The 18,777-nt window shown below is 67.8% G+C and carries 13 protein-coding genes; 3 read left to right on the top strand and 10 right to left on the bottom strand.

Features of this window, described 5'->3' with window-relative positions; translation table 11 throughout:
- Positions 1-91 precede the first annotated feature (91 nt).
- The 3 genes from QHF85_RS00840 to QHF85_RS00850 form a co-directional block, all read right to left on the bottom strand.
- Positions 92-1,759, bottom strand: coding sequence for a sigma-54 dependent transcriptional regulator (locus tag QHF85_RS00840; RefSeq protein ID WP_281325068.1), 1,668 nt, complete (start codon positions 1,757-1,759; stop codon positions 92-94).
- A 372-nt stretch (positions 1,760-2,131) separates the two neighbouring features.
- On the bottom strand, positions 2,132-2,623 hold the full coding sequence (locus tag QHF85_RS00845) for an HIT family protein (RefSeq protein ID WP_281325069.1): 492 nt from the start codon (positions 2,621-2,623) through the stop codon (positions 2,132-2,134).
- Between the two features lie 4 nt (positions 2,624-2,627).
- Positions 2,628-3,704 (bottom strand): hypothetical protein, encoded by a 1,077-nt coding sequence (locus QHF85_RS00850; protein ID WP_281325070.1) that lies wholly within the window; start codon positions 3,702-3,704, stop codon positions 2,628-2,630.
- Here QHF85_RS00850 and QHF85_RS00855 point away from each other — a divergent pair.
- Positions 3,691-5,712 (top strand): c-type cytochrome, encoded by a 2,022-nt coding sequence (locus QHF85_RS00855; protein ID WP_281325071.1) that lies wholly within the window; start codon positions 3,691-3,693, stop codon positions 5,710-5,712. The two genes, QHF85_RS00850 and QHF85_RS00855, sit on opposite strands and share 14 nt — an antisense overlap.
- Before the next feature lie 236 nt (positions 5,713-5,948).
- On the opposite strand, the gene QHF85_RS00860 is transcribed toward QHF85_RS00855, so the two are convergent.
- From QHF85_RS00860 to QHF85_RS00870, 3 genes are all read right to left on the bottom strand, one after another.
- Positions 5,949-6,617, bottom strand: a complete 669-nt coding sequence (locus tag QHF85_RS00860) for a hypothetical protein (RefSeq protein WP_281325072.1) — start codon at positions 6,615-6,617, stop codon at positions 5,949-5,951.
- Positions 6,614-7,807 (bottom strand): hypothetical protein, encoded by a 1,194-nt coding sequence (locus tag QHF85_RS00865; protein ID WP_281325073.1) that lies wholly within the window; start codon positions 7,805-7,807, stop codon positions 6,614-6,616. Before QHF85_RS00865 ends, QHF85_RS00860 begins: the two co-directional genes overlap by 4 nt.
- A gap of 318 nt (positions 7,808-8,125) precedes the next feature.
- Positions 8,126-9,301, bottom strand: coding sequence for a tetratricopeptide repeat protein (locus QHF85_RS00870; protein ID WP_281325074.1), 1,176 nt, complete (start codon positions 9,299-9,301; stop codon positions 8,126-8,128).
- 191 nt (positions 9,302-9,492) lie between these two features.
- Here QHF85_RS00870 and QHF85_RS00875 point away from each other — a divergent pair, with 191 nt between their 5' ends.
- Positions 9,493-9,909, top strand: coding sequence for a hypothetical protein (locus tag QHF85_RS00875; protein ID WP_281325075.1), 417 nt, complete (start codon positions 9,493-9,495; stop codon positions 9,907-9,909).
- Positions 9,910-9,951: 42 nt separating this feature from the next.
- Here QHF85_RS00875 and QHF85_RS00880 read toward each other — a convergent pair whose 3' ends face one another.
- From QHF85_RS00880 to QHF85_RS00890, 3 genes are all read right to left on the bottom strand, one after another.
- Complete coding sequence (locus QHF85_RS00880) at positions 9,952-10,575, bottom strand: MXAN_6652 family MXYO-CTERM-anchored protein (RefSeq protein WP_281325076.1); 624 nt, start codon at positions 10,573-10,575, stop codon at positions 9,952-9,954.
- A gap of 45 nt (positions 10,576-10,620) precedes the next feature.
- The gene (locus QHF85_RS00885) at positions 10,621-11,973 is read right to left on the bottom strand and encodes a hypothetical protein (protein WP_281325077.1); all 1,353 of its coding nucleotides are present in this window, start codon (positions 11,971-11,973) and stop codon (positions 10,621-10,623) included.
- A gap of 261 nt (positions 11,974-12,234) precedes the next feature.
- Entirely contained in the window at positions 12,235-12,696 is a 462-nt protein-coding gene (locus QHF85_RS00890) for a nuclear transport factor 2 family protein (protein WP_281325078.1), read from the bottom strand.
- A gap of 351 nt (positions 12,697-13,047) precedes the next feature.
- Here QHF85_RS00890 and QHF85_RS00895 point away from each other — a divergent pair, with 351 nt between their 5' ends.
- Entirely contained in the window at positions 13,048-18,144 is a 5,097-nt protein-coding gene (locus tag QHF85_RS00895; protein ID WP_281325079.1) for an AAA family ATPase, read from the top strand.
- A gap of 63 nt (positions 18,145-18,207) precedes the next feature.
- On the opposite strand, the gene QHF85_RS00900 is transcribed toward QHF85_RS00895, so the two are convergent.
- On the bottom strand, positions 18,208-18,726 hold the full coding sequence (locus tag QHF85_RS00900; RefSeq protein ID WP_281325080.1) for a hypothetical protein: 519 nt from the start codon (positions 18,724-18,726) through the stop codon (positions 18,208-18,210).
- Positions 18,727-18,777: the final 51 nt, after the last annotated feature.

The following is an 18,777-nucleotide window of genomic DNA, read 5'->3' on the forward strand; positions in this document are numbered from 1 at the left end:
GTGCTCGCCTGTTTCGCCAACAGGATTCTCAAAATTGCGAGACATGGTCGATGCGACGCACATTCGCGCAAAGGCCCCGCAGAGGCAGGGTTCAGGGGCGCGCGAGCCCTAGCTCGCGCAGGCGCCGCGCGAGCCCACGCTCGGAGACCTCGAGTCGCTCGGCCATGCGGCGGACATCGCCGCCGAGCTCCTCCTGGCATCGGACGATCTCGTCCATGCCCAGATCCCCAGCGGCGCGAAAGCCGGGAAACCGCTGGATGAGCAAGTACATCGATGCACGTGGGATCCCGAGACGCTCCGCCGCCGAGGCCAGATCCCATCGGCTCGCGCGGAGCGCCTCCCCGAATTCCGTCTCCGTCACGTCCGCCGGCTTGCGCCTCCTGCCCATGCGCCCCACGGGCGCCGCCTCGTCCGCCTCGAATCGCTCTCCGGGAGGCGTCGATTCTCGCATGCTCGCCGGCGCGCCCACGTCGCTCGGCGACGAGGGCACGGACGAGAGTTTTCCGAGCGCGCGCTCGATCGCCGGCGTGATCTCGACCCACGGCCGGCCCCGATTGCCGATGACGAGCTGCCGGACCACGTTGCGGAGCTGCCGCACGTTGCCCGGCCAATCGTACTCGGCGAGCCGCGCCATGATATTCGGGGGAAGCCAGAGCTTCGCCCCCGGCTCGGGCAGCGCGAGGCGAGCCGATTCCCCGATCTCTTCGAGCTCTTCACGGAGAAAATGGACGAAGAGGCGGCCGAGGTCGTCGCGGCGCTCGCGCAGCGGCGGGATGCAGATCTCGTAGGCCGCGAGCCGATTGAGCAGCGCCGCGCGGAACGAGCCCGACGCCACCTTGCCCTCCAGATCCGCGTCCGTCGCGGCGATGATGCGGGCGTCCGACTTGCGACTCTGCGCGGCCCCCACGGTCTGCAGCTCGCCGGTCGCGAGCACGCGCAGGAGCGCCACCTGGAGCTCGACGGGCGCCTCGCCAATCTCGTCGAGGAAAAGCGTACCGCCGCGCGCTTGCTCGAAATAACCGACGCGGCGCCCGACCGATCCCGTATAAGCGCCCCGCTCGGCGCCGAACAGCTCGGCGATCGCGAGGGACGGCGAAATGGCGCCGAGGTTGACCGCGACGAACGGTTTGTCCCGCCTGCGGCTCGCCTGGTGAATGGCGTGCGCGACGAGCTCCTTGCCGGTGCCCGTCTCGCCCCGGAGCAAGATGGGCAAATCGAGATCGGCTATGCTGCGGATATCCCAGAACACCCGACGGAGCCCCTCGCTCTCCCCCACGAGCGCGTGCCGCTCCGAAGATGCGCTCGCGTCCGGGGCGCCCTCGAGCGACGCCAGTCGGTGCAGGAGGAGCACGACGCGATGACCGAGCTCGATCACGACGCCACGTCGCATGGCAAGATAAACATTGCCCGAGACCGGCTTGCCTCGCAGGGTGACCGAGGTCGTGCTTTCGCCGATCTCGATTCGCACGCCCCCTTTCCCCACGGGGACGATATGTACGGGTTTTCGGCTCAAGTGTTCGTCGAGGAGCGGCGCGCCGCCCGCCTGTCCGGGAGCGGCGAACGCAGGCTCGACGCGCGAGACCGCAAAGGAGCCCCCTTCCCCGGTTTCCTCGAATATCGCGCGCTCGCCCACGCGCTCGAGGTCGGGGTGGTAGAGGATCGTGAGCGCGAGCCTCGACGCGCCGGCACCGGACTCGGCTGCGGTGCCTTGCCCCACGAGGGTGGTCTTCTCGATGGAACGGGTCGGTCCAGGCTGCATGCTCCGCGTAAGGGTAGGCCGGCACTCACGAAATCCGCAAGTCCGACCTCGCACCGACGCACGCGCCCTGCGTGCGGCGTGCGCCGCGCCAATCAAGATGAGTGCCAGCGATCCACGCGTCCGTGGCCCACAAACGCGTGGGTTACCCCACCCGATGGAGGCGCGTCGTCGTCGGCTGACGTCAGCGCGCCGCGGCTGACGTCAGCGATCCCCGGGCGGAGGGCGCGGCGCGGGCGGCGTCGGGGAGCCGGAGCCCCACGAAACATGCTGCGCGGCGACATCGCGGGCGCGAGACGAACAGGGCATGGGCTTTGTGGAGGTGCGTCGCTTGTCGACGCATCACCTTGCGGGTGCCCCAACCCCCGGATCCACTCACCACGCTTCCCCATAGCGTGCGCGAAGAGATTCCCATTCCTCGGAGTCGGCAATGTAGACGCCCGCCGACCAGCTGAAGATGTCGGCCGGTTTGTCGTCAGGCTCGAGGAGCGGAATGACGTGGACGTGGAGGTGCGTCGAGCTTTGCGTGATCTCGCCGGCGGCGCTCCCGGTCGAGGCGAGATAACAGCGCCGCGGACGCATGACGCGCTCGACGACCCTCGCAGCATGGAGGACGAGGCGGTTCGTCTCCGCCCAGGTCTCATCGTCGATTTCGCCGAACGATACGGCATGTCGCTTCGGCATCACCATCAGCTGTCCCCAGCGGCGCACGTAACGCGGCAAGAGGACGAGCTGGTGATCGTCTTCATGGACGACGAAGACGGGGCCGGCGCGCCGATCGCGGATCGCGCACATCAGGCATGCGACCTCGCCCGTCTCGTTGCGAATTCGATCGAGCGCTTCGACGCGCGAGACGAGACGGGGCATGCGCCTAGACCATGATGCGGACGCGCTTGGGGAGCTTCCGCATCCGGACATCCGGAACCTGCGCGTCGTACGCGAATTTCACCGAAGGCACGACGACGAGCGGAGCGCCTACCTGCTCCGCGCGTGCGAGCGCGTCCGCGAGCGTGCGGAGGTTATTGGCGGTCGAGCGATAGCGCTCGTTGTCGAACGCGAGGGCGCTCGCGTACAGGGCGGCACCGTCTCCGCCGCCGCTCGTCCAGTGCGGTCGCGCCGACCCCGGTTCGAGATGGGCCCCGGCGAGCGCCTGCGCGAGCGCGCGGTCCGCGGAGATCGCGTCCGTGATCTCCGGGGTCGCGAGCGACCATTCGGTGACCATGGTCTCGTTGCACAAGACATATTCTCGGTAGGCGACCGGAGACTCGTTTTCCGCGTGCACGTGGTAGACGGCGGCGACGACGGATGGATCGGCGAGGACCTGCCCGATCGAAATGGCGCGTCCGTCGAGATCGCGAAACTCGAACGGCGCGGGGCGCGCCGGATCGAAGCGCGCGACGATCGCCCTCGGCGAGAGCACGACGCGCAGGAGCTGATCGCCGTAATCGCGCTCGGCGAGGCCGAGCCGCGTGGGCCAAGGACGCGTCCACGCATAACGTCGAAGGCGAAGGCTCGGGTGAAACAGGAGCAGGCGCGCCATGTCGCCGTTCGGACCGCCGCCGGCCGCGACCTGTTCGAGGAGCTGGACGTACGTCGTCGGTCCCTCGGGCAGCGTGGTATCGAGCAAGAGCTGTTTGTCGCGCCGGAGCGTCGCCGCCTGCTCGCGCGAGGTCCAGGACCACAGCATTCGGCGCGCGTACGACGCATCGTTCACGGACGCCTCTTCGAGGCTCGCGACGACGCGTCGATCGAGGGGTCGCGCCGGTGGTCGCTCGATCGACGGCGCAGCAGGCGTCGCGGAAGCCGCGACCCCTGCAGACGCCTCGGGCGGCGGATCGACGGATGCGTCGCGACGCGCGCACGCCGCGAGCAGCGCTGCCAGCGCGAGGGAAGACGGAGCGCTCCGAACCCGCAGCGGCCGCCGTCCGCGCTCTTTGGAGGAGGGCATCCGTGACACGTCGAAGCGGAACGCTACTATAGCGGCAGCGGTCATGCACTGGGCAACGCGCGCCTCCGCGATCGTCGTGTGTCTCGCCATCGCCACGACGTGCGAACGACGCGACCCGCCGGGCGTCGAAGCAGGGACGCCGCACGCGCCGAGCGCGAACACGAGCTCGGCGTCGACGGCCAAGCGGACGAACCTCACGGCCGTGCGGGAGTTGGAGCGATCCTCGTCGGCGCTCGCGCTCGGGCGGATGGGTGACGAGACCGTTGCGATCCTCGCGGATGAAGACGACGCGAAGCTCCGCGTGATGAAGCTGCCCGAAGCTCGCGAGCTCGCCTCGGCGAAGCTCGACGGCGTCCCCGGGCACGTGCTCGTGGGGGACGACGGCACGATCTGGATCGCGGTGCGTGACGCGGATCTCGTCCAGTCATTCACACTGTCGTGCATCGAGAACACGTCCGAATGCGCGCTCGCCGAGGGGTTGCGCATCCGAACTGCGAAGGAGCCGCTCGCCCTCGCGCTCGCCGACGATCGCGCGCTCTTCGTCGTTTCCAGCTGGGGTCGCGAGCTCGCGCGGCACGCGCTCCCGTCTGGAGAAAAGATCGAAGCAACGCCGCTCGCTCGCGAAGCGCGCGCCGTCCTCGTCTCGAAGGACAAACGCCGCTTGGTGATCGCGCATGCGGCCGGATCGATCGTCACGACCGTCTCGCTCTCGCCCGGTTTGCCGACGCGCGAGCATCACCTCGACTTCCGCGATCATCATCTCGACGAGACCGCTTCGCTCGTGATCGGCGACGAGCCGCGTTTCGCCGGACAAGGCTTCGCCCTCACGCGTGCCTCAGGCAGAGTGATCGCACCGATGGTCCTCGTTTACCCGGGCGATCCGGTGCCGTCATCAGGGTATGGCTCGCTGGAGAGCCCGTACTTTCCGAACGAGCCCGTCCTTTGGGGCCTCGCCGATGCTTCGGAAGACGAGCCGCCGAAGCTCCGCGTACGTCACGCTGTCCTCCCCGCGGACAAACACCGCAGCAGCGTCGAGCGCGCCTCGTCGCCGAAAGCGACGCCCCCGTGCCTGCTGCCGCGCGCTGCGGCCTCCGACGAAACGCGCGGCTCGATCCTCGTCGCCTGCGCGGGGATCGATCAGCTCCTCGAGCTCGATGCCGCGGACGCGCCGCTCGCGACGTCGGAGCTTCGACGATGGCATTTGCCCTCGGGCCCTTCGGCCATCGCGATCGATCCGCGCACGCACGATGCGTGGGTCTGGTCCGACCTCGATCGAAAGCTCTCGCGGATCGTGCTCGGATCGACCGGCGTGGAGCCCGACGCCGGGAAGGCGTTCGTGTCGATCCACGACGCCGACGCGTCGATCGCCATCGCCCGCGACACGCCGCTCGATCCCGACTGGGAGCGAGGACGCCGCCTCTTTCATTCGAGCCTCGCGCCCGACGGTCGCGCCTGCGCGAGCTGCCATCCGGATGCGCGCACCGACGGCCTCACGTGGTCGTCGCCCAAAGGACCGCTGCAGACGCCGATCCTCGCAGGCCGCCTCCCCTCCACGGGTCCGTTCGGCTGGTTCGGGGAATCTCCGGCCGTGGAGGCGCACTTGAAGTTGACGTTCGCTCGCCTCGGCGCGCGCTCTCTTGACGACGCCGACCTGCGCGCGATTGCCACATACGCCACGCGCGCGAGAACGTATCTATCCGCTCGCCTGCGCACGGCGGAGGAAAACCGCGGGCGACAAATCTTCGATTCGATCGAAGCCGGCTGCGCGATGTGCCATCAAGACGGCGGCCTCAAGGGAGACGGCTCGCAGCGCGACGTCGGCACCGGCGGCACGTTCGACACGCCGTCGCTCCGCTTCGTCGGCGGCACGGCCCCGTACATGCACGACGGCCGCTACGCCACGCTCCGCGAGATGTTCGACCGAACCGAAGGCAAAATGGGGAGGACCCGCCACCTCGGCGAAAAAGACATGCTCGCCCTCCTCGCCTATCTCCGCTCGCTCGAGTAAGTTCTGCTGCGACGCGGCGTCAAAGCGACGACCTCGCCGCGGCCGAAATCAGGACGCAGATCAGGGGATGAGCAGGGCGACGAAGATATCGTAGGTCGGTGTCGAGTCGAACCACTCGGGCTTGGGTTCAATGCCTGCGCTCACCAGCGGGCCTCCGCCGAGGTCGAGGGTGCCATAAAAGTTCCCGGAACGGCGCGTGCTTCGTAGAGCCCACTCATCTCCTGAAAAGAAGCGGTCTAGAAGCCGTATCCCAGACGTATCCCGTAACGGCGCCTGGACGGCTCCTCCAGCGGTACTTCCATATCGAAAGCGTATGTATTGGGACAAAAGATCAGAAACCACGAGGCCGGCTTCTCTTCATCGAGGATCGACCAGACCGCGGGGAAGGACGCTCCAGCGCCGAACTTGAAGTCCCAGCCATGTCCTGCCTCCGGCAACCGATCGCTCAAGCCGTCCGCGAAGACCATCGTCAATGCCGAGCTCACGTAAAACTGAACATGGGGCCAAGCGCGCGAGAAGAGCTCGACCTTCTTGCCTCGCGCGACGCCCAGGCGAAGCTCGGGGCCGAGGGCGAAACGTGTGACATCGACCTCCCCATCGATGCCGCGAAGATCGTCGACGGTCACCTTTCCAGCGCTCAGGTGCATGCCGGCGCCCAGGAAGGGTGCCCAGCCCGGGTCCCGAACGGCGGACGCGAGAAACGCACCGGCATAAAGCTGCCCATCGACCGTGAGCGTTCCACCTCCTCCCCGTACGCCAAAGGCGACGTCTCCGTGCCAATGACGGAATCCCAGCTTGGTTTCAACTTCGTTCGGCTCGGTTTGCGCTTCGTCCGGCTCGGTTTGTGCCGCGGCCGGTGCCGAGAGCAACAAGATCGCGAGCGTCCAGCCCATGCGTTTGCTCACTGCCCCGACTCCCCGCGTTCATTGATTCCCCAGCAATAAATCTCGTCCTTGTCGGTCCGCGCGCAGGTGTGCAGATTGCCGCAGACCATTTCGACGATACGTCCGGGGACGGACTTGACCGCGACCGGCGCTCTCTCCAGGGTCCGGACCTCGTCGCCGAGCTGGAGAGACTGGTTGCTGCCCCAGCAGATGGCGCCTCCGCCGGCCAACCACGCGCAGGTGTGGTATCCGCCCGCGGCGACACCCACGGCGCCGACCACGCCCGGGACGCTCACCGGCTTGCGACGACAATCGGGCCAGCAGGACGGCTCGTCGTTGCAGCAGTCATTGCCGCCCGAGGAGACACCACACTCGCCATTTTGATTGCGGCCCCAGCACCAGACGCTTCCGTCGTCGAGGACTGCGCAGGCATGCCCCTCGCCCGCCGCGATGGTCTTCGCGGGGATGGGCAACTCGATCCGCTCGGCGCCCAGACCACCGGGCTGATCATACGCGTCCTCGGTGCCCCAGCACCACACAGCCCCTTCGACGTCGAGCGCGCATATCCGATGCGCGCCCGCCGCCACTTGCGTGACGTCCCGCAAAGGAAAGTTCTGGGCGTCCACCACCACCACGGGTGTCGTGCTCAACGCTACATTGCTCCCGCGCCCGAGCATTTGCTGATCACCTCCCCCCCAGCAGCGCACCAGGCCGTCCTCGTCCAGCGCACAGGCGACATGGCTCCGTTTGGCGGGGATTCCCTCCTCGGAGAGGGTCCTTCCCGCGACGACGGTCACGATGTTCTCGAGCGCCTGTACCTTCGCTGGCTCCGCCATGCAGAACGTTTGGCCTGCGCTACAGTCCGCCGTCACACCGAGCTGACCGTCGCCGTTATTGCCCCAGCAGCGGACCGTGCGGTCCTCGAGCACCGCACACGAACCAGCGGCCCCGGCTCCCACGTGAATCACCTTGTCGAGGATCGGCACCGGCTGGGGTGCAGCGGAAAACGCGGCGCCGTCCGCCAGGACTTTGCCGAGCTCACCCCGGTCGGCCTTGCCCCAGCAAGCCAGGTTGCCATTACGAAGTGCAGCGCAGGTATGCGAAAGTCCCGCGCTGAGCTGCGCCGCCGGGGCCACGTCGATGAGCGTCGGGGCGGCGGAGCCATTGGTGGAACAGGCGACGGTGCTCGCCGTGAACACGAGCGAAGCCAAGCCGAACCAAGCGGTAGGTTTGTTTTCCCGCATGAATGCCATCCTGGATTGGGGACGGGTGTAAGGAACGAGCCGCCATCGCAAGGACTGGTCCACATGGCTCGACCCTTGGGGAGCCACGGCGCCGAAAACTCGACAGGCAGCACTTGTGCCGTCGGCGAGCCGGATGCGCGGAGCAAGGTAGGATTGCCGTCGCGGGGGGACGCGCGCCTGCGGAGGATGGCGCTCGGGGAGTAGACGGTTACGCAGTGGCCGCGCGAAGGACGCTTCTGCACGCGCGAAGGGTCGTTCGCCCAGAAAGATTGGTGCCGAGGCCGCTCAATCGGCGCCGTGGCACTGTTCAAAACGAAGGCCGCTGCCACACGCGCAAGGGTGGGCCCCATGAAGCGCCGGCGTGGGCGCGCTTGTGGTGGCCCCCTCCGCTTCGCCTCTCGCCTCGAGGTTCTTGAATGTTTCGCGCATCTCCCACGATATCTGGATGTATCGCTCCGCGTCCACCAGCGCTTCGTGAATCCTGATCGTCTCCGGATGACCTGGGCCATTCTCCGTGATGGCGATCGCCAGCCTGCGTTTGAGGACGACCGATGCAGCTTCATACTTCTTCTGCTGCATCAAACAGCCCGACAGGCGCTTCATCGTGGACAGCGTCTCGGGGTGGCGCTCCCCGAGCGTTTTTTCCTGAAGGTCGAGCTGTCTCCGGGTGCACGCCTCCACCTCCTCGTACTTCTCCTGCACAGCCAGGATGTATTGGAGCAGGAACAGCGATTGCCAATATTCAGGGTGGGCTTCGCCCAGCGTCTCCTCCTTCAGGTCCGCCACCCTTCGCAAGAGCACCTCCGCCTCGCGATGATTCCCCTGCTTTTCCAATACGGCCGCGAGCCCGGACGCCGCCGACCAGAACTCGGGATGGTTGTTCCCCACCGCGCGCTCCGAGAGGACAAACCCCCTCCGGTGGACCGCCGCAGCCTCGTCGAGCTTGCCCCCAGCGTGCAGGACGCCGCCGAACAAGCGGAGCAGCGACCGGTACGAAGGCCGCCCCCCGTCCCGCGCGTCGTCCTTTTTGGAGAGGGCTCGCGAAAGGATCGCCTCGGCCTCCGCGTCCTTCTGGCGCTTTCCGAGGACGTTCACGAGGACGCTCAGCGACTGCTCGGTCAGAGGATGGTCGGGCCCGGCGACGTTCTCGTGGAGCGTCAGCACCTCCCGCAGCAAAGCCTCCTGCTCATCATGTCGGGCCTGGCTGCTCATGGCCGCCGCGAGGAGGTTCAGCGAAACCGGATAGGCGACATGCCGCGGCTCGAGCGGGCCTCGATCGAGGGCCAGCGTCCGGCGCAGAAGCGCCTCGAGCTCGGCGAACTTCTGCTGCGCCACGAGCGGCTCCACCTGCGCGAGCAGCGCGGCTTCGTCCAGCGCGAAGGCGGGAGGCGACGGCGCCTCCGCCGGCTCCGCGACGACCTGCAGTGTTGTTTTGCCCTTGAACCAGTCGAAGACGCCCATGTCCTATCGTTCCTCAGCGAGGAGATCAGAGAGGGACACGGTAGAGCACGCGCCGGACGACATCAACGCGAGGTTGGTTCGTCGGCCAGGACCTTCGAAAGGGGACCATGTGGGTCGCCTCTCGAAGGTCCGCCGCAAGTTTTCCCGGGGCGGACTTGTCTTCGAGGGCTGGCTGCGTAAGATGCGCCGCCATGCGCAAACTGTTTCCGTTGCTGATGCTTGTCCTCTTCGGGTGCGGCAGTGGAGCCGCCTCCGCGGTGCGGGTCCACGCCGCCACCGAAATGAAGTGCGAGGAGAGCCAGCTCAAAGCCACGCCCGTCAAGCCCGGGAGCAACTCGTTCACCGTCGAGGGCTGTGACCAGATCGGCCGCTACTTTGGCGTATGCAACGGCTTTGGCTACTGTCCCCAGGTCCAAGGCCAGTTGATCACGCCGATCCTCCGCAAGCAGGCAGCATTCGACCTGAACTGCGGCGAGGCCGAATTGACGATCGTCTCGCTCAACACCGATACCTTCGGGCTGCGCGGCTGCGGCCGGCAGGCGAGCTACATTCTCGTCGATTGCGAGCGTGGAAACTGCCGCGCGGTGCAGAACACGCAGACCCAGTAGCGGGTGGTTCCGAAAACCACCCCGCACCGCTCCAGGAGAACCTCAGCGCTGGCGCCGCCGGAACGACGCCAGGCGTACCATCATGAGGCCCCACACGGGCGCACCCCCTGCGGTACCGCATCCGCCGCTGTCCTCCGCACCTTCACCCTCGGAAGCATCGACGGGCGAACCCTTGCCCACCGTCACGGTCATTTTCGTGGCCGCGGCCTTGTCCCCCTCCGGAACGAGGTCCGCGTTCGAGGAATTGCCAGCCCCGAAGAGCGTGAGGGTCACATCGGCCGCAGGCGCGACGAGCGAGAAGTCGAAGCGCAGCTCCTCGGCGTCGAACGGCTGCGGAGCGGAATGCGTCAACTCGGCCCCGACCTTCTTCATCCCGCTGCTACCGGTCTGAAGGTCGGCCTCCGCGTTGTCCACGGCGATGTCGAGCCCTCCCGTCTTCGCGGCACCGCCCCGAATGACGAAGCTGTATTGGCCCGTGGCCCCCGGCTCCAGGATCGTGGGCCCCTCGAATTCGACGGTCGCGAGCGCTCCGCCCTTGTGACACGTGATGCACGTCGCCCCGGACTTGCCGGACTGTCCAGCGATGCCCGTGCTGGTGGCGAGAGCTGGAGACGACCACAGCGCCGAAAGGGCGACCCAACCTGCGACACGAAACAAACGATGCATGAAACCTCCCAGGAGGGATGAGGCACGGTGTGGCTTGCGGCCGCGTTAGCGAAGCTGGAGGAAGGAGAAGGAAAGACCTTCCGTGGTCACCGTCGGTTTGCCGTTCTCCTCCAGCACGTGCAGGGTGGTGGACGCGGCGCCCGCGCCGAATTCGGTGTAGAGGGTCCGGTTCTGCGACTCGAAGAGAAAGACGCTGCCCGAGGTCGCCGGGAAGCTGGCCTTGTGCGTCGCGGTCATCGTGTCGAGCGATAGCTCCCACCATTGCCAGCCCGTCCCGCTCGCAATGGTGCGAGGATGCGTGCCTTCCAGGACCGGGGCAATGGTCTCATCGAGCACGCGCACATACGCCAACCCCTCGGGGCCCGGGATGAGCGTACCCGCGGTGCCACCGCCCACGAGCTCCTCGAGCGTCCGGTAAAAGCTCGAATCAAAGGCGCGCGTCTGGGGATCGAACCTGAGCAGGCACGGCGCGGGCGCGTCCTCGCCCACCACCCGGCGCACCGCGGCTCCATAGGCCTCCGTCGCGATGTACACCTTGCCGTCAGCGCCCACGGCGGCGTCATGCGTGTACCCGCACCGGTCGTCCGTCGCAATGGTGGCCACATCGGTCGCCGTATCGATGGACACCACACCCGCCTTCGGGGTAATGCCCACGCCCGAGACGGGACGCCAACCCACGGGCATGAGGAGCTGATTCTCGAGCTGAATGGCCGCGCCCGAGAAGGCCACGACCGTGTCCGGCAGGTCGAGCTCGTCGAGCGGGATGTTGCCCGTGACCGTCATCTCCTCGGGGTTCCAGATGACGACCTGGGCCGTGGCGCCATCGAAGAAGTAGGCCTTGGTCTCCGAGACGAACTGGAAGTTGGCTTGGTACTCCCCGAGGGACGTCACCCCCAGGCTGTCGAAGCTCACGGTGCCCGTCGGCTCCAGCGCCCCCGCGCCGCTCAGCGTGTAGCGGGTCACCGTCGCGCTCGCGTCGCTCACGACGTAGAGCGCGCCGGACTTGGGGATGCCCACGCCCAGCGCACGGCCGGACACCCGGATGGCGTTGTCCAGCGAGAGCGACGCCGTCTGCTCCGCCTGGCCCGTCACGACGACGTAGCTGTCCACCGGATCGCCGGCGAGCAGCTGCGTGGTGATGGCGTACAGCGGCCCGTTGCCGTCGCCCTTCGGCTCCTCCGCGCCGGAACAGCCCGTGAGCAAGGCCAGGGCGAGCATGCCGGCGGAGAGCCGCAACCAAGTGCGGCCAACTACACTTTTCACCGGAACGCTCTCGTTATAACTGAAATCAATTTTCATTATCATTTTCAATACTAGAACTTCCCGCGTCGTGTCAAGCAGCTCGCCATCGAGGGGCACACGCGACCGGATGTAGCCGCTCGCACCGAGCGTCGTCACGCGTGGCTCGGCGGGCTCGTCCTGAAGGGCATCACGGAGGCTCGGTGGCGCTCCGCGCTGGGCTCAGCTCCCGCGCGCGGAGCAGCACACCGTGACGGGGTCGATGAGCACGACCTCCTCTTCCAGGCGGGCAATTTCTTCAGGGAGTCACCTGACCGCGCGGATCGTCACGAGAGGGATTTCGCGTCCCCTCGTGCATTCGCGCCCGACGCGATCGACATTTGCGAGGCAATGGCTCGATGTCGGCGCTCGGCAGGCTCTTCAGGGCAGGTCGGAGGGGAACGCCTGGGCCGTGACGGTCGACCCCGCGCGCATGTAAAGGAGATCGAACCGACGCCGGGTGAACCGGAATCCCGTCGACGTCCGCACGTAATCATCGCTGTAGACGCCGCCCACATAGGTGTCGACGCTTTCCTTCACGCCGAACTCGCTCAGATACCAGCGCCCCGTGGCCCGCTGGGGGTGCGTGTCCGACACCAGCTCGACGGTGCCGGAGTGGACCGCCTGAACGATACCGCTCCAGAGGCTCAGGATGTCGGCCAGGAACGTGATGATGTTATCACGGCCGACGACGTGCGTGGAAAAGCCGGGGATGTCGAGCACCGCGTCCACCGTGAAGAGCTGGTGCATTTCATTCATCGCCTTGCGGTTCACGAGATCGGCGAACCGGGCGACGAGCTCGTGGATCTCGAACTTTTGCCTCATATCAGCGTTTTTGGACATGGGTCACCTCATGACTTCGTACGTTGACGTGCCATCCCGCGGCGCCGACGCGCATGACAACCCGCGCGGTCATGCGCCATCCAGAATCGGCGGCGGCGCGCACGAGATATCGATAGGATAGCACCGTCCGAGGCATATGCGGCATATTGATTTTCGCGGCCCGGACATTGTTTGACATAGATTTCGTTTCACCAAAATGGCGCGTCGCGGCATTCTTTGCAGCGTCAAACCAGTGGCGGCCCGCTGGATGCATGGGCACAAAATTTGATGACACGTCGGCGTTGACTGATTTTCGGCGTTGTGAAACCTTGCTTGCACCCCGTTCGGGACTGAAAGGGCAACGCTCGCCCCATGGACGCCCCCCTCTTCCTCCCCAATTATTCCGGATTCGAGAAGATTCACGAGGGGCCTACGGTGGCCCTTTTCCGTGCCCTCCGGGACAACGACCGCGCACCTGTCGTACTCAAGGTGACGCGAGGGGAGCGCCCGCACCCGCGCGAGCTGGCCAGGCTGCGTCACGAGCACTCCATCCTGCGCATGCTGGATGGCCCGGGCATCATCAAGGCCCACGCGCTCCTCCGGTACGGCGCCGGCCTCGCGCTCGTCCTGGAAGACACCGGCGGCGCGTCGCTCGCTCGCCGCCTGCGACGCGGCCCGCTCGATCTCCGCTCCTGCCTCGACATTGCGCTCGCGCTCGCGCGGATCCTCGACGGCGTCCACGCGCGCGGCGTCATCCATAAAGACGTCAATCCGAGCAATGTCCTCGTGGGGGAGCACCCCGCAGACGTCCGGCTCATCGATTTCGGCATCGCCACGCTCCTCTCCCACGAGAGCGCGCCGGCCGGGGGTCACGCGTTCATTGAAGGGACGCTCTCCTATATCGCCCCCGAGCAGACGGGCCTCCTCCGGCGCACGGTGGACTCCCGCGCGGATCTCTATTCCCTCGGCGCCACGATCTACGAGATGCTGACCGGCGCACCGCCGTTCGACGAGCAGGACCCCATCGATCTGGTGCACAGCCACGCCGCGAGGGTGCCCGCGCCCCCTCACGAGCGCCGGAGCGGGATCCCGGACGTCGTGTCGGCGATCGTGATGAAGCTCCTCGCCAAGGCCGCGGAGGACCGTTATCAGCAGGCCGCCGCGCTCGCGGCCGACCTCTCGAAGTGCATTGCGGCGCTCGACGCCGGCGGCGCCGTCGAGGCGTTCGAGCTTGGCCGCAGGGATATTCGCGAGACGCTGACCATTCCGGAGAAGCTCTACGGGCGCGAAGCCGAAGTCGCGGCCCTCCTTTCGACGTTCGACAGGATGAGCCGCGGGGGCGCGGCGGAGATCGTCCTCCTCGCGGGCGCGGCGGGCGTCGGCAAATCGGTGCTCGTCCAGGAGGTGCAGCGCGCCCTCGCGCTTCGCGGGGGCCAGCTCGTCGCCGGCAAATTCGACGCATTGCGCCGCGATATGCCGTTCAGCGCGTTCACCCAGATTTTCCGCGAGCTCGTGAAGGGCGTGCTCAGCGAGCCGCCGGATCGGTTCGCGGAGCGCCGGATCGCGCTCCTCGCGGCGCTGGGCGAGGGCGGCGCGCTGCTCATCGACCTCGTCCCCGAGCTCGAGCGCGTCATCGGCCCGCAGCCCCCGGCCCCCCCCGCGGGCCCCGTCGAGGCACAGAACAGGCTCGGGATGCTCATGCAGAGCTTCGTCCGCGCCCTCTCCGGCCCGCAGCGCCAGCTCGTCTTCTTCATCGACGATCTGCAATGGGCCGACGCCGCATCGCTCTGGCTCATGCGCCTGCTCACGACGGATCCGGCCGGGAGCGCCGTCATGCTCCTCGGCGCCTATCGGGACACCGAGGTGGACGACACCCACCCGCTTCGAATGGCGCTCGGCGAGATCCGGAAGCAGGGCGTGATCACGACGGAGCTCGCGATTCGTCCGCTCGACGAGGCGAGCGTCGTGAGGCTCCTCGGGGACACACTCCCGCGGAGCGATCCCGAGCGCCTCCGGACGCTCGCGGGGCAGCTCGCGGCAAAGACGGGGGGCAATCCGTTTTTCCTCTCGCAGCTCCTCCTCGCGCTCCATCGCGACGGCCTCTTTCGCGCGGATCGCGCCGAGGGGAAATGGACGTGGGACGACGCGGCGATCGCGGCGGCGCAGATCGCCGACAACGTGGCCGACCTCATGGCCGCGCGCCTCGGGCAGCTCGATCTTCGCGCCCAGCGAATTCTATCCATTGCGGCGTGCGTCGGCCGCGAGTTCGACCTGGCGACGCTGCATGCGATCGACGGCGAGCCCCCGGGCCACGTGGCCGCTGCGCTTTGGCCCGCGCTCCGCGAAGGGTTCATCGTGCCGCTGGATCAGGACTATCTGCTCCTGCCGACGTCGGGGGACGGCGAGGCCCCAAGCGGCGTGTCCGGCGTCGATGCCACGGACGGGGCCGCCGCGGACGGGGATACCGCGATCAATGCGCGATATCGATTCCTGCACGATCGTGTCGAGCAGGCGGCATACGCGCTCGCTCCGGCCGAGGTCCGGGCCGGGGTTCACCTGCGAATCGGATGGCGGCTCCGTCGCGCGCTCGGCGAGGGCGCGCGTCCCGAGGAGCTCTTCGACGCGGCCCGCCACCTCAATGCCGGCGCCGCGCACCTCCAGGGCGTATCGGAGAAGCGGATCGTCGCGCGACTGAACCTGCAGGCCGGCCGGGCCGCGAAAGGCCAAGGAGCGTACAGCGAGGCGGCGGCCTTCTTTGCGGCGGGCGTCGCCCTGGTCCACGACGAGGGGTGGGTCGACGAGGACGATCTGACATTCGCGCTCCTCCGCGATCAGGCGGAGTGCGAGGCCACGGCGGGGCGCTCCGCCCAGGCCGACGCGCTCATCGATCGCATCCTCGGGCAGGCAGGCCGCGCGTGGCAGCGCGCGGACGCCTATGGCGTGCGTGCCATCATGTACACCTCGCTCGGTCGATTCTCCGAGGCGATGGACGCGGGGCGCGCGGGCCTCGCGCTGCTCGGCGTCGACCTCCCCCGGACCCCGGAGGAGGCGGACGAGATTGCGACACGCGAGGCGGAGCGGATCGATCACCTCCTCGCGGACGCGGGCGAACGCGCGCTCCTCGCGTCGCCTGAGCTCACGGATCCCGAGGAGCTCGCGGCGGCCCGGATCCTTCCCGATCTGCTCGTCCCTGCGTACTGCACCGACATTCGATTCTGGAAGCTCGTCCTCGCCACGCAAACGTTGCGCGGGATGACGCGTGGCCATTGCGGAGCGACCGCGCAATCCTATGTGTCGTACGGGTTCTATCTGGCCGGAGCGCTCGGGCGTTATGCCGAGAGCCGCGTCTTCGGCGAGGTCGGGCTCAGGCTCGCCGAGGCGCACGGCGACCCGGCGCTCCTCTGCAAGGTGACCCAGTCGTTCGCGACGTTCGCCGGGTATGCGCATCCGCTGCGGCGGGTGGTCCCGCACTTCGCGCGGGCCCGGCAATTGAGCCTCCAGTCGGGAGAGCTCGTGTATGGCTCGTTCGCGTGCGTTTTCGTCCCGGTGACGCTCTTCCGGCTGGGCGAGCCGCTCGACGCCGTGACCGCAGAGGCGCGTCGCAGCAGCGCCATCCTGAAGCGGATCCAGAACCCCATGTCGAGCGCGCAGCTCCTCGCGGTCGATCAGGCGATCGCTTGCCTGCGTGGAGACACCGAGAGCCCCACGTCCTTCAGCGACGGGACGTTCGACGAGGCGGCGTGGCTCGAGGGCCTCGATCCGGTCATGATGGGGTTTGTCCGGGTCCTCTATTTCACCTACAAGACGCTCACGCTTTTCCTTCACGACCGCCCCGCCTTGGCGCTCCCGCTCATCGAGCGGGCCGAGGAGGGCGCGGGGGCGGTCGTGGGACATCACTGGCCGACCGATCTGCCCTTTTATGCGAGCCTCGTGCTCGCCGCGGTGCACCCGGATGCGAAGCCCGAAGAGAGGCCGGGCCTGCTCGATCGGCTTGTGCGTTACAGGGACAAACTCGCCTCGCTCGCCGACGCGTGCCCGGAGAACACCGCCCACCGGCACGCCCTCGTCTCGGCTGAAATCGCGAGGCTCGAAGGGCGCCCCGGCGAAGCCATGGACGCCTACGAGCAGGCCATCGCGCTGGCCGGCAAGCACGGCTTCGCGCAGGACGAGGCGATCGCGAACGAGCTCTACGGCCTCTTTTTCCTCGCGCGGGGGCAATCGAAGAATGCCCGCACGTATTTGACCGAGGCGCATTATGGCTACCTCCGCTGGGGCGCCTCGGTCAAGGTCGCGCAGCTCGAAAGAAAACACAGGGCCCTCTTGTCCGTGCCGGACCTCCAGCCCGCCCCTGCCGTCGACGCGGGCTCGATGAGCCTCACGAACCGGTCGACGGTCGGCAAGCTGCTCGACCTGACGACCGCCGTTCGCGCCGCGCATGCGCTCTCGGGCGAGATCGTCCTGGATCACCTCATCGAGCGGCTGATGCGCATCATCCTCGCCAATGCCGGGGCGGAGCGTGGCTTTCTGATCCTCGATCGGGGCGGAACATGGGTTGTCGAGGCCCGATTCCAGGTCAGCCCGGATCTCGTGGAGGCTCGGCTCGACACTCCGCTCGAAGCGCGCGCGGATCTCGCCCAGTCCATCGTCCGTTACGTGGCGCGCACGCAAGAGCCGTTGGTGCTGGAGAGCGCCGCGCGCGACCCGCGCTTCGCGGCGGATGCGCACGTGAGGAGCGCCGCTCCCCAGAGCGTGCTCGCCGTCGCGCTGATCCACCAGGGCCGCTGTCGCGGCGTCCTGTACCTCGAGCACAACCGCACCGCGGGCGCATTCGCCGAGGAGCGTCTGGAGTTCTTGCAGATGCTCTGCGCGCAGGCGGTCATCTCCATCGAGAATGCGAGGCTTTACGATCGACTGCAATCGGTGAGCGACGAGCTCCGCGAGCTCAACCAGCACCTCGAGCAGGAGATCGCCCGCCGCACCGAGGAGCTCTCCACGGCCAACGAGCGCCTGGAGCGGGAGCTCGAGGAGCGCGCGCTGACGGAAACCGCGCGCGCCGCGCTTCAGGAGGAGATGATCCAGATGCAAAGCGCGCGGCTCGAGGAGCTCTCGATGCCGCTCATCCCGATCACCGAGGAGATCCTCGTGCTCCCGCTCATCGGGACGATGGACGCTCCGCGCGCCGACGCGATGATGCAGGCACTCCTCCACGGAACCCAGCAGCACAGGGCGCGCACGGTCATCATTGACGTGACGGGGATGAAGCGCGTGGACGCGCGCGCGGCCAGCGCATTGCTCCAATCGGCGAGCGCGCTCCGCCTGGTCGGCGCCGAGGTCGTCCTGACGGGCATGCGCCCGGATTTCGCGCGCGCGATCGTGGATCTCGACCTCGACCTCGCCGCGATCGTGACCAAGGGGACGCTCCAGAGCGGCATCTCCTACGCCATGGGCCGCGCGCGCCGACGGATTTGAACACGACAGGTGCGGTGAACCGGCCTCGTCCGGCCTGGAGGGATTGAAGCGCAGCGTGTATCATCACGGAATGACGACGCGCTCTGCTCCCCCTTCCGCCGCCATATCGCTGCTCGTGGCGCTCGCCGCGTGCGGTACCACCGTCGACACGCAGCACGCATCCGGCGGCGCGGGGGGCGCCGGCGGGGCCGCGGGCGCGAGCAGCGGGGGCAGCGTGACCGCGAGCAGCGGCGGGACGGCGAGCAGCGGGGGCGCCTCGGGCGGGTGCGACGCGCCGCCGCCGGAGGCCTGCCTCGCGACGGCGCAGTGCGTGAGCCCGACCCTCGATTGCGGGTGCATTGGCTCGCCGGGAAATTGGTCTTGCTCCCCTGGCGGCACGCCGCCGAGCCTCCCGAGCGTTGCGCCCCTCGATGGATCCTGCTGCGAGGAAGAGGGCATGTTCTGCGGCGGCTTCGAGACCTGCGGGCCCATCTGCCATTGCGTGGGCGGCGCTTGGTCCTGCAAGACCCCCGCCGGTTGCCCTCCATTCGCCTGCCCGAGCCCCGTCGAGACCCTCGCCGGCGAGGCATGCCCGACGCTCATCGGCGAAGTATGCGAGGGGACCGGGTTTTGCCATTATACCTGCATCTGCAA

It is taken from the genome of Polyangium sp. 6x1, from assembly GCF_029946515.1.
GTDB lineage: Bacteria > Myxococcota_A > Polyangia > Polyangiales > Polyangiaceae > Polyangium.

Excerpts from the sequence above, each read along its gene's own strand:
- QHF85_RS00845 (WP_281325069.1), bottom strand. The coding sequence starts at position 2,623 with ATGCCCCGTCTCGTCTCGCGCGTCGAAGCGCTCGATCGAATTCGCAAC.
- QHF85_RS00850 (WP_281325070.1), bottom strand. The coding sequence starts at position 3,704 with ATGCCCTCCTCCAAAGAGCGCGGACGGCGGCCGCTGCGGGTTCGGAGC.
- QHF85_RS00870 (WP_281325074.1), bottom strand. The coding sequence starts at position 9,301 with ATGGGCGTCTTCGACTGGTTCAAGGGCAAAACAACACTGCAGGTCGTC.
- QHF85_RS00890 (WP_281325078.1), bottom strand. The coding sequence starts at position 12,696 with ATGTCCAAAAACGCTGATATGAGGCAAAAGTTCGAGATCCACGAGCTC.
- QHF85_RS00880 (WP_281325076.1), bottom strand. The coding sequence starts at position 10,575 with ATGCATCGTTTGTTTCGTGTCGCAGGTTGGGTCGCCCTTTCGGCGCTG.
- QHF85_RS00900 (WP_281325080.1), bottom strand. The coding sequence starts at position 18,726 with ATGAGCGTCGGGCATGCCTCGCCGGCGAGGGTCTCGACGGGGCTCGGG.
- QHF85_RS00895 (WP_281325079.1), top strand. The coding sequence starts at position 13,048 with ATGGACGCCCCCCTCTTCCTCCCCAATTATTCCGGATTCGAGAAGATT.
- QHF85_RS00840 (WP_281325068.1), bottom strand. The coding sequence starts at position 1,759 with ATGCAGCCTGGACCGACCCGTTCCATCGAGAAGACCACCCTCGTGGGG.
- QHF85_RS00875 (WP_281325075.1), top strand. The coding sequence starts at position 9,493 with ATGCGCAAACTGTTTCCGTTGCTGATGCTTGTCCTCTTCGGGTGCGGC.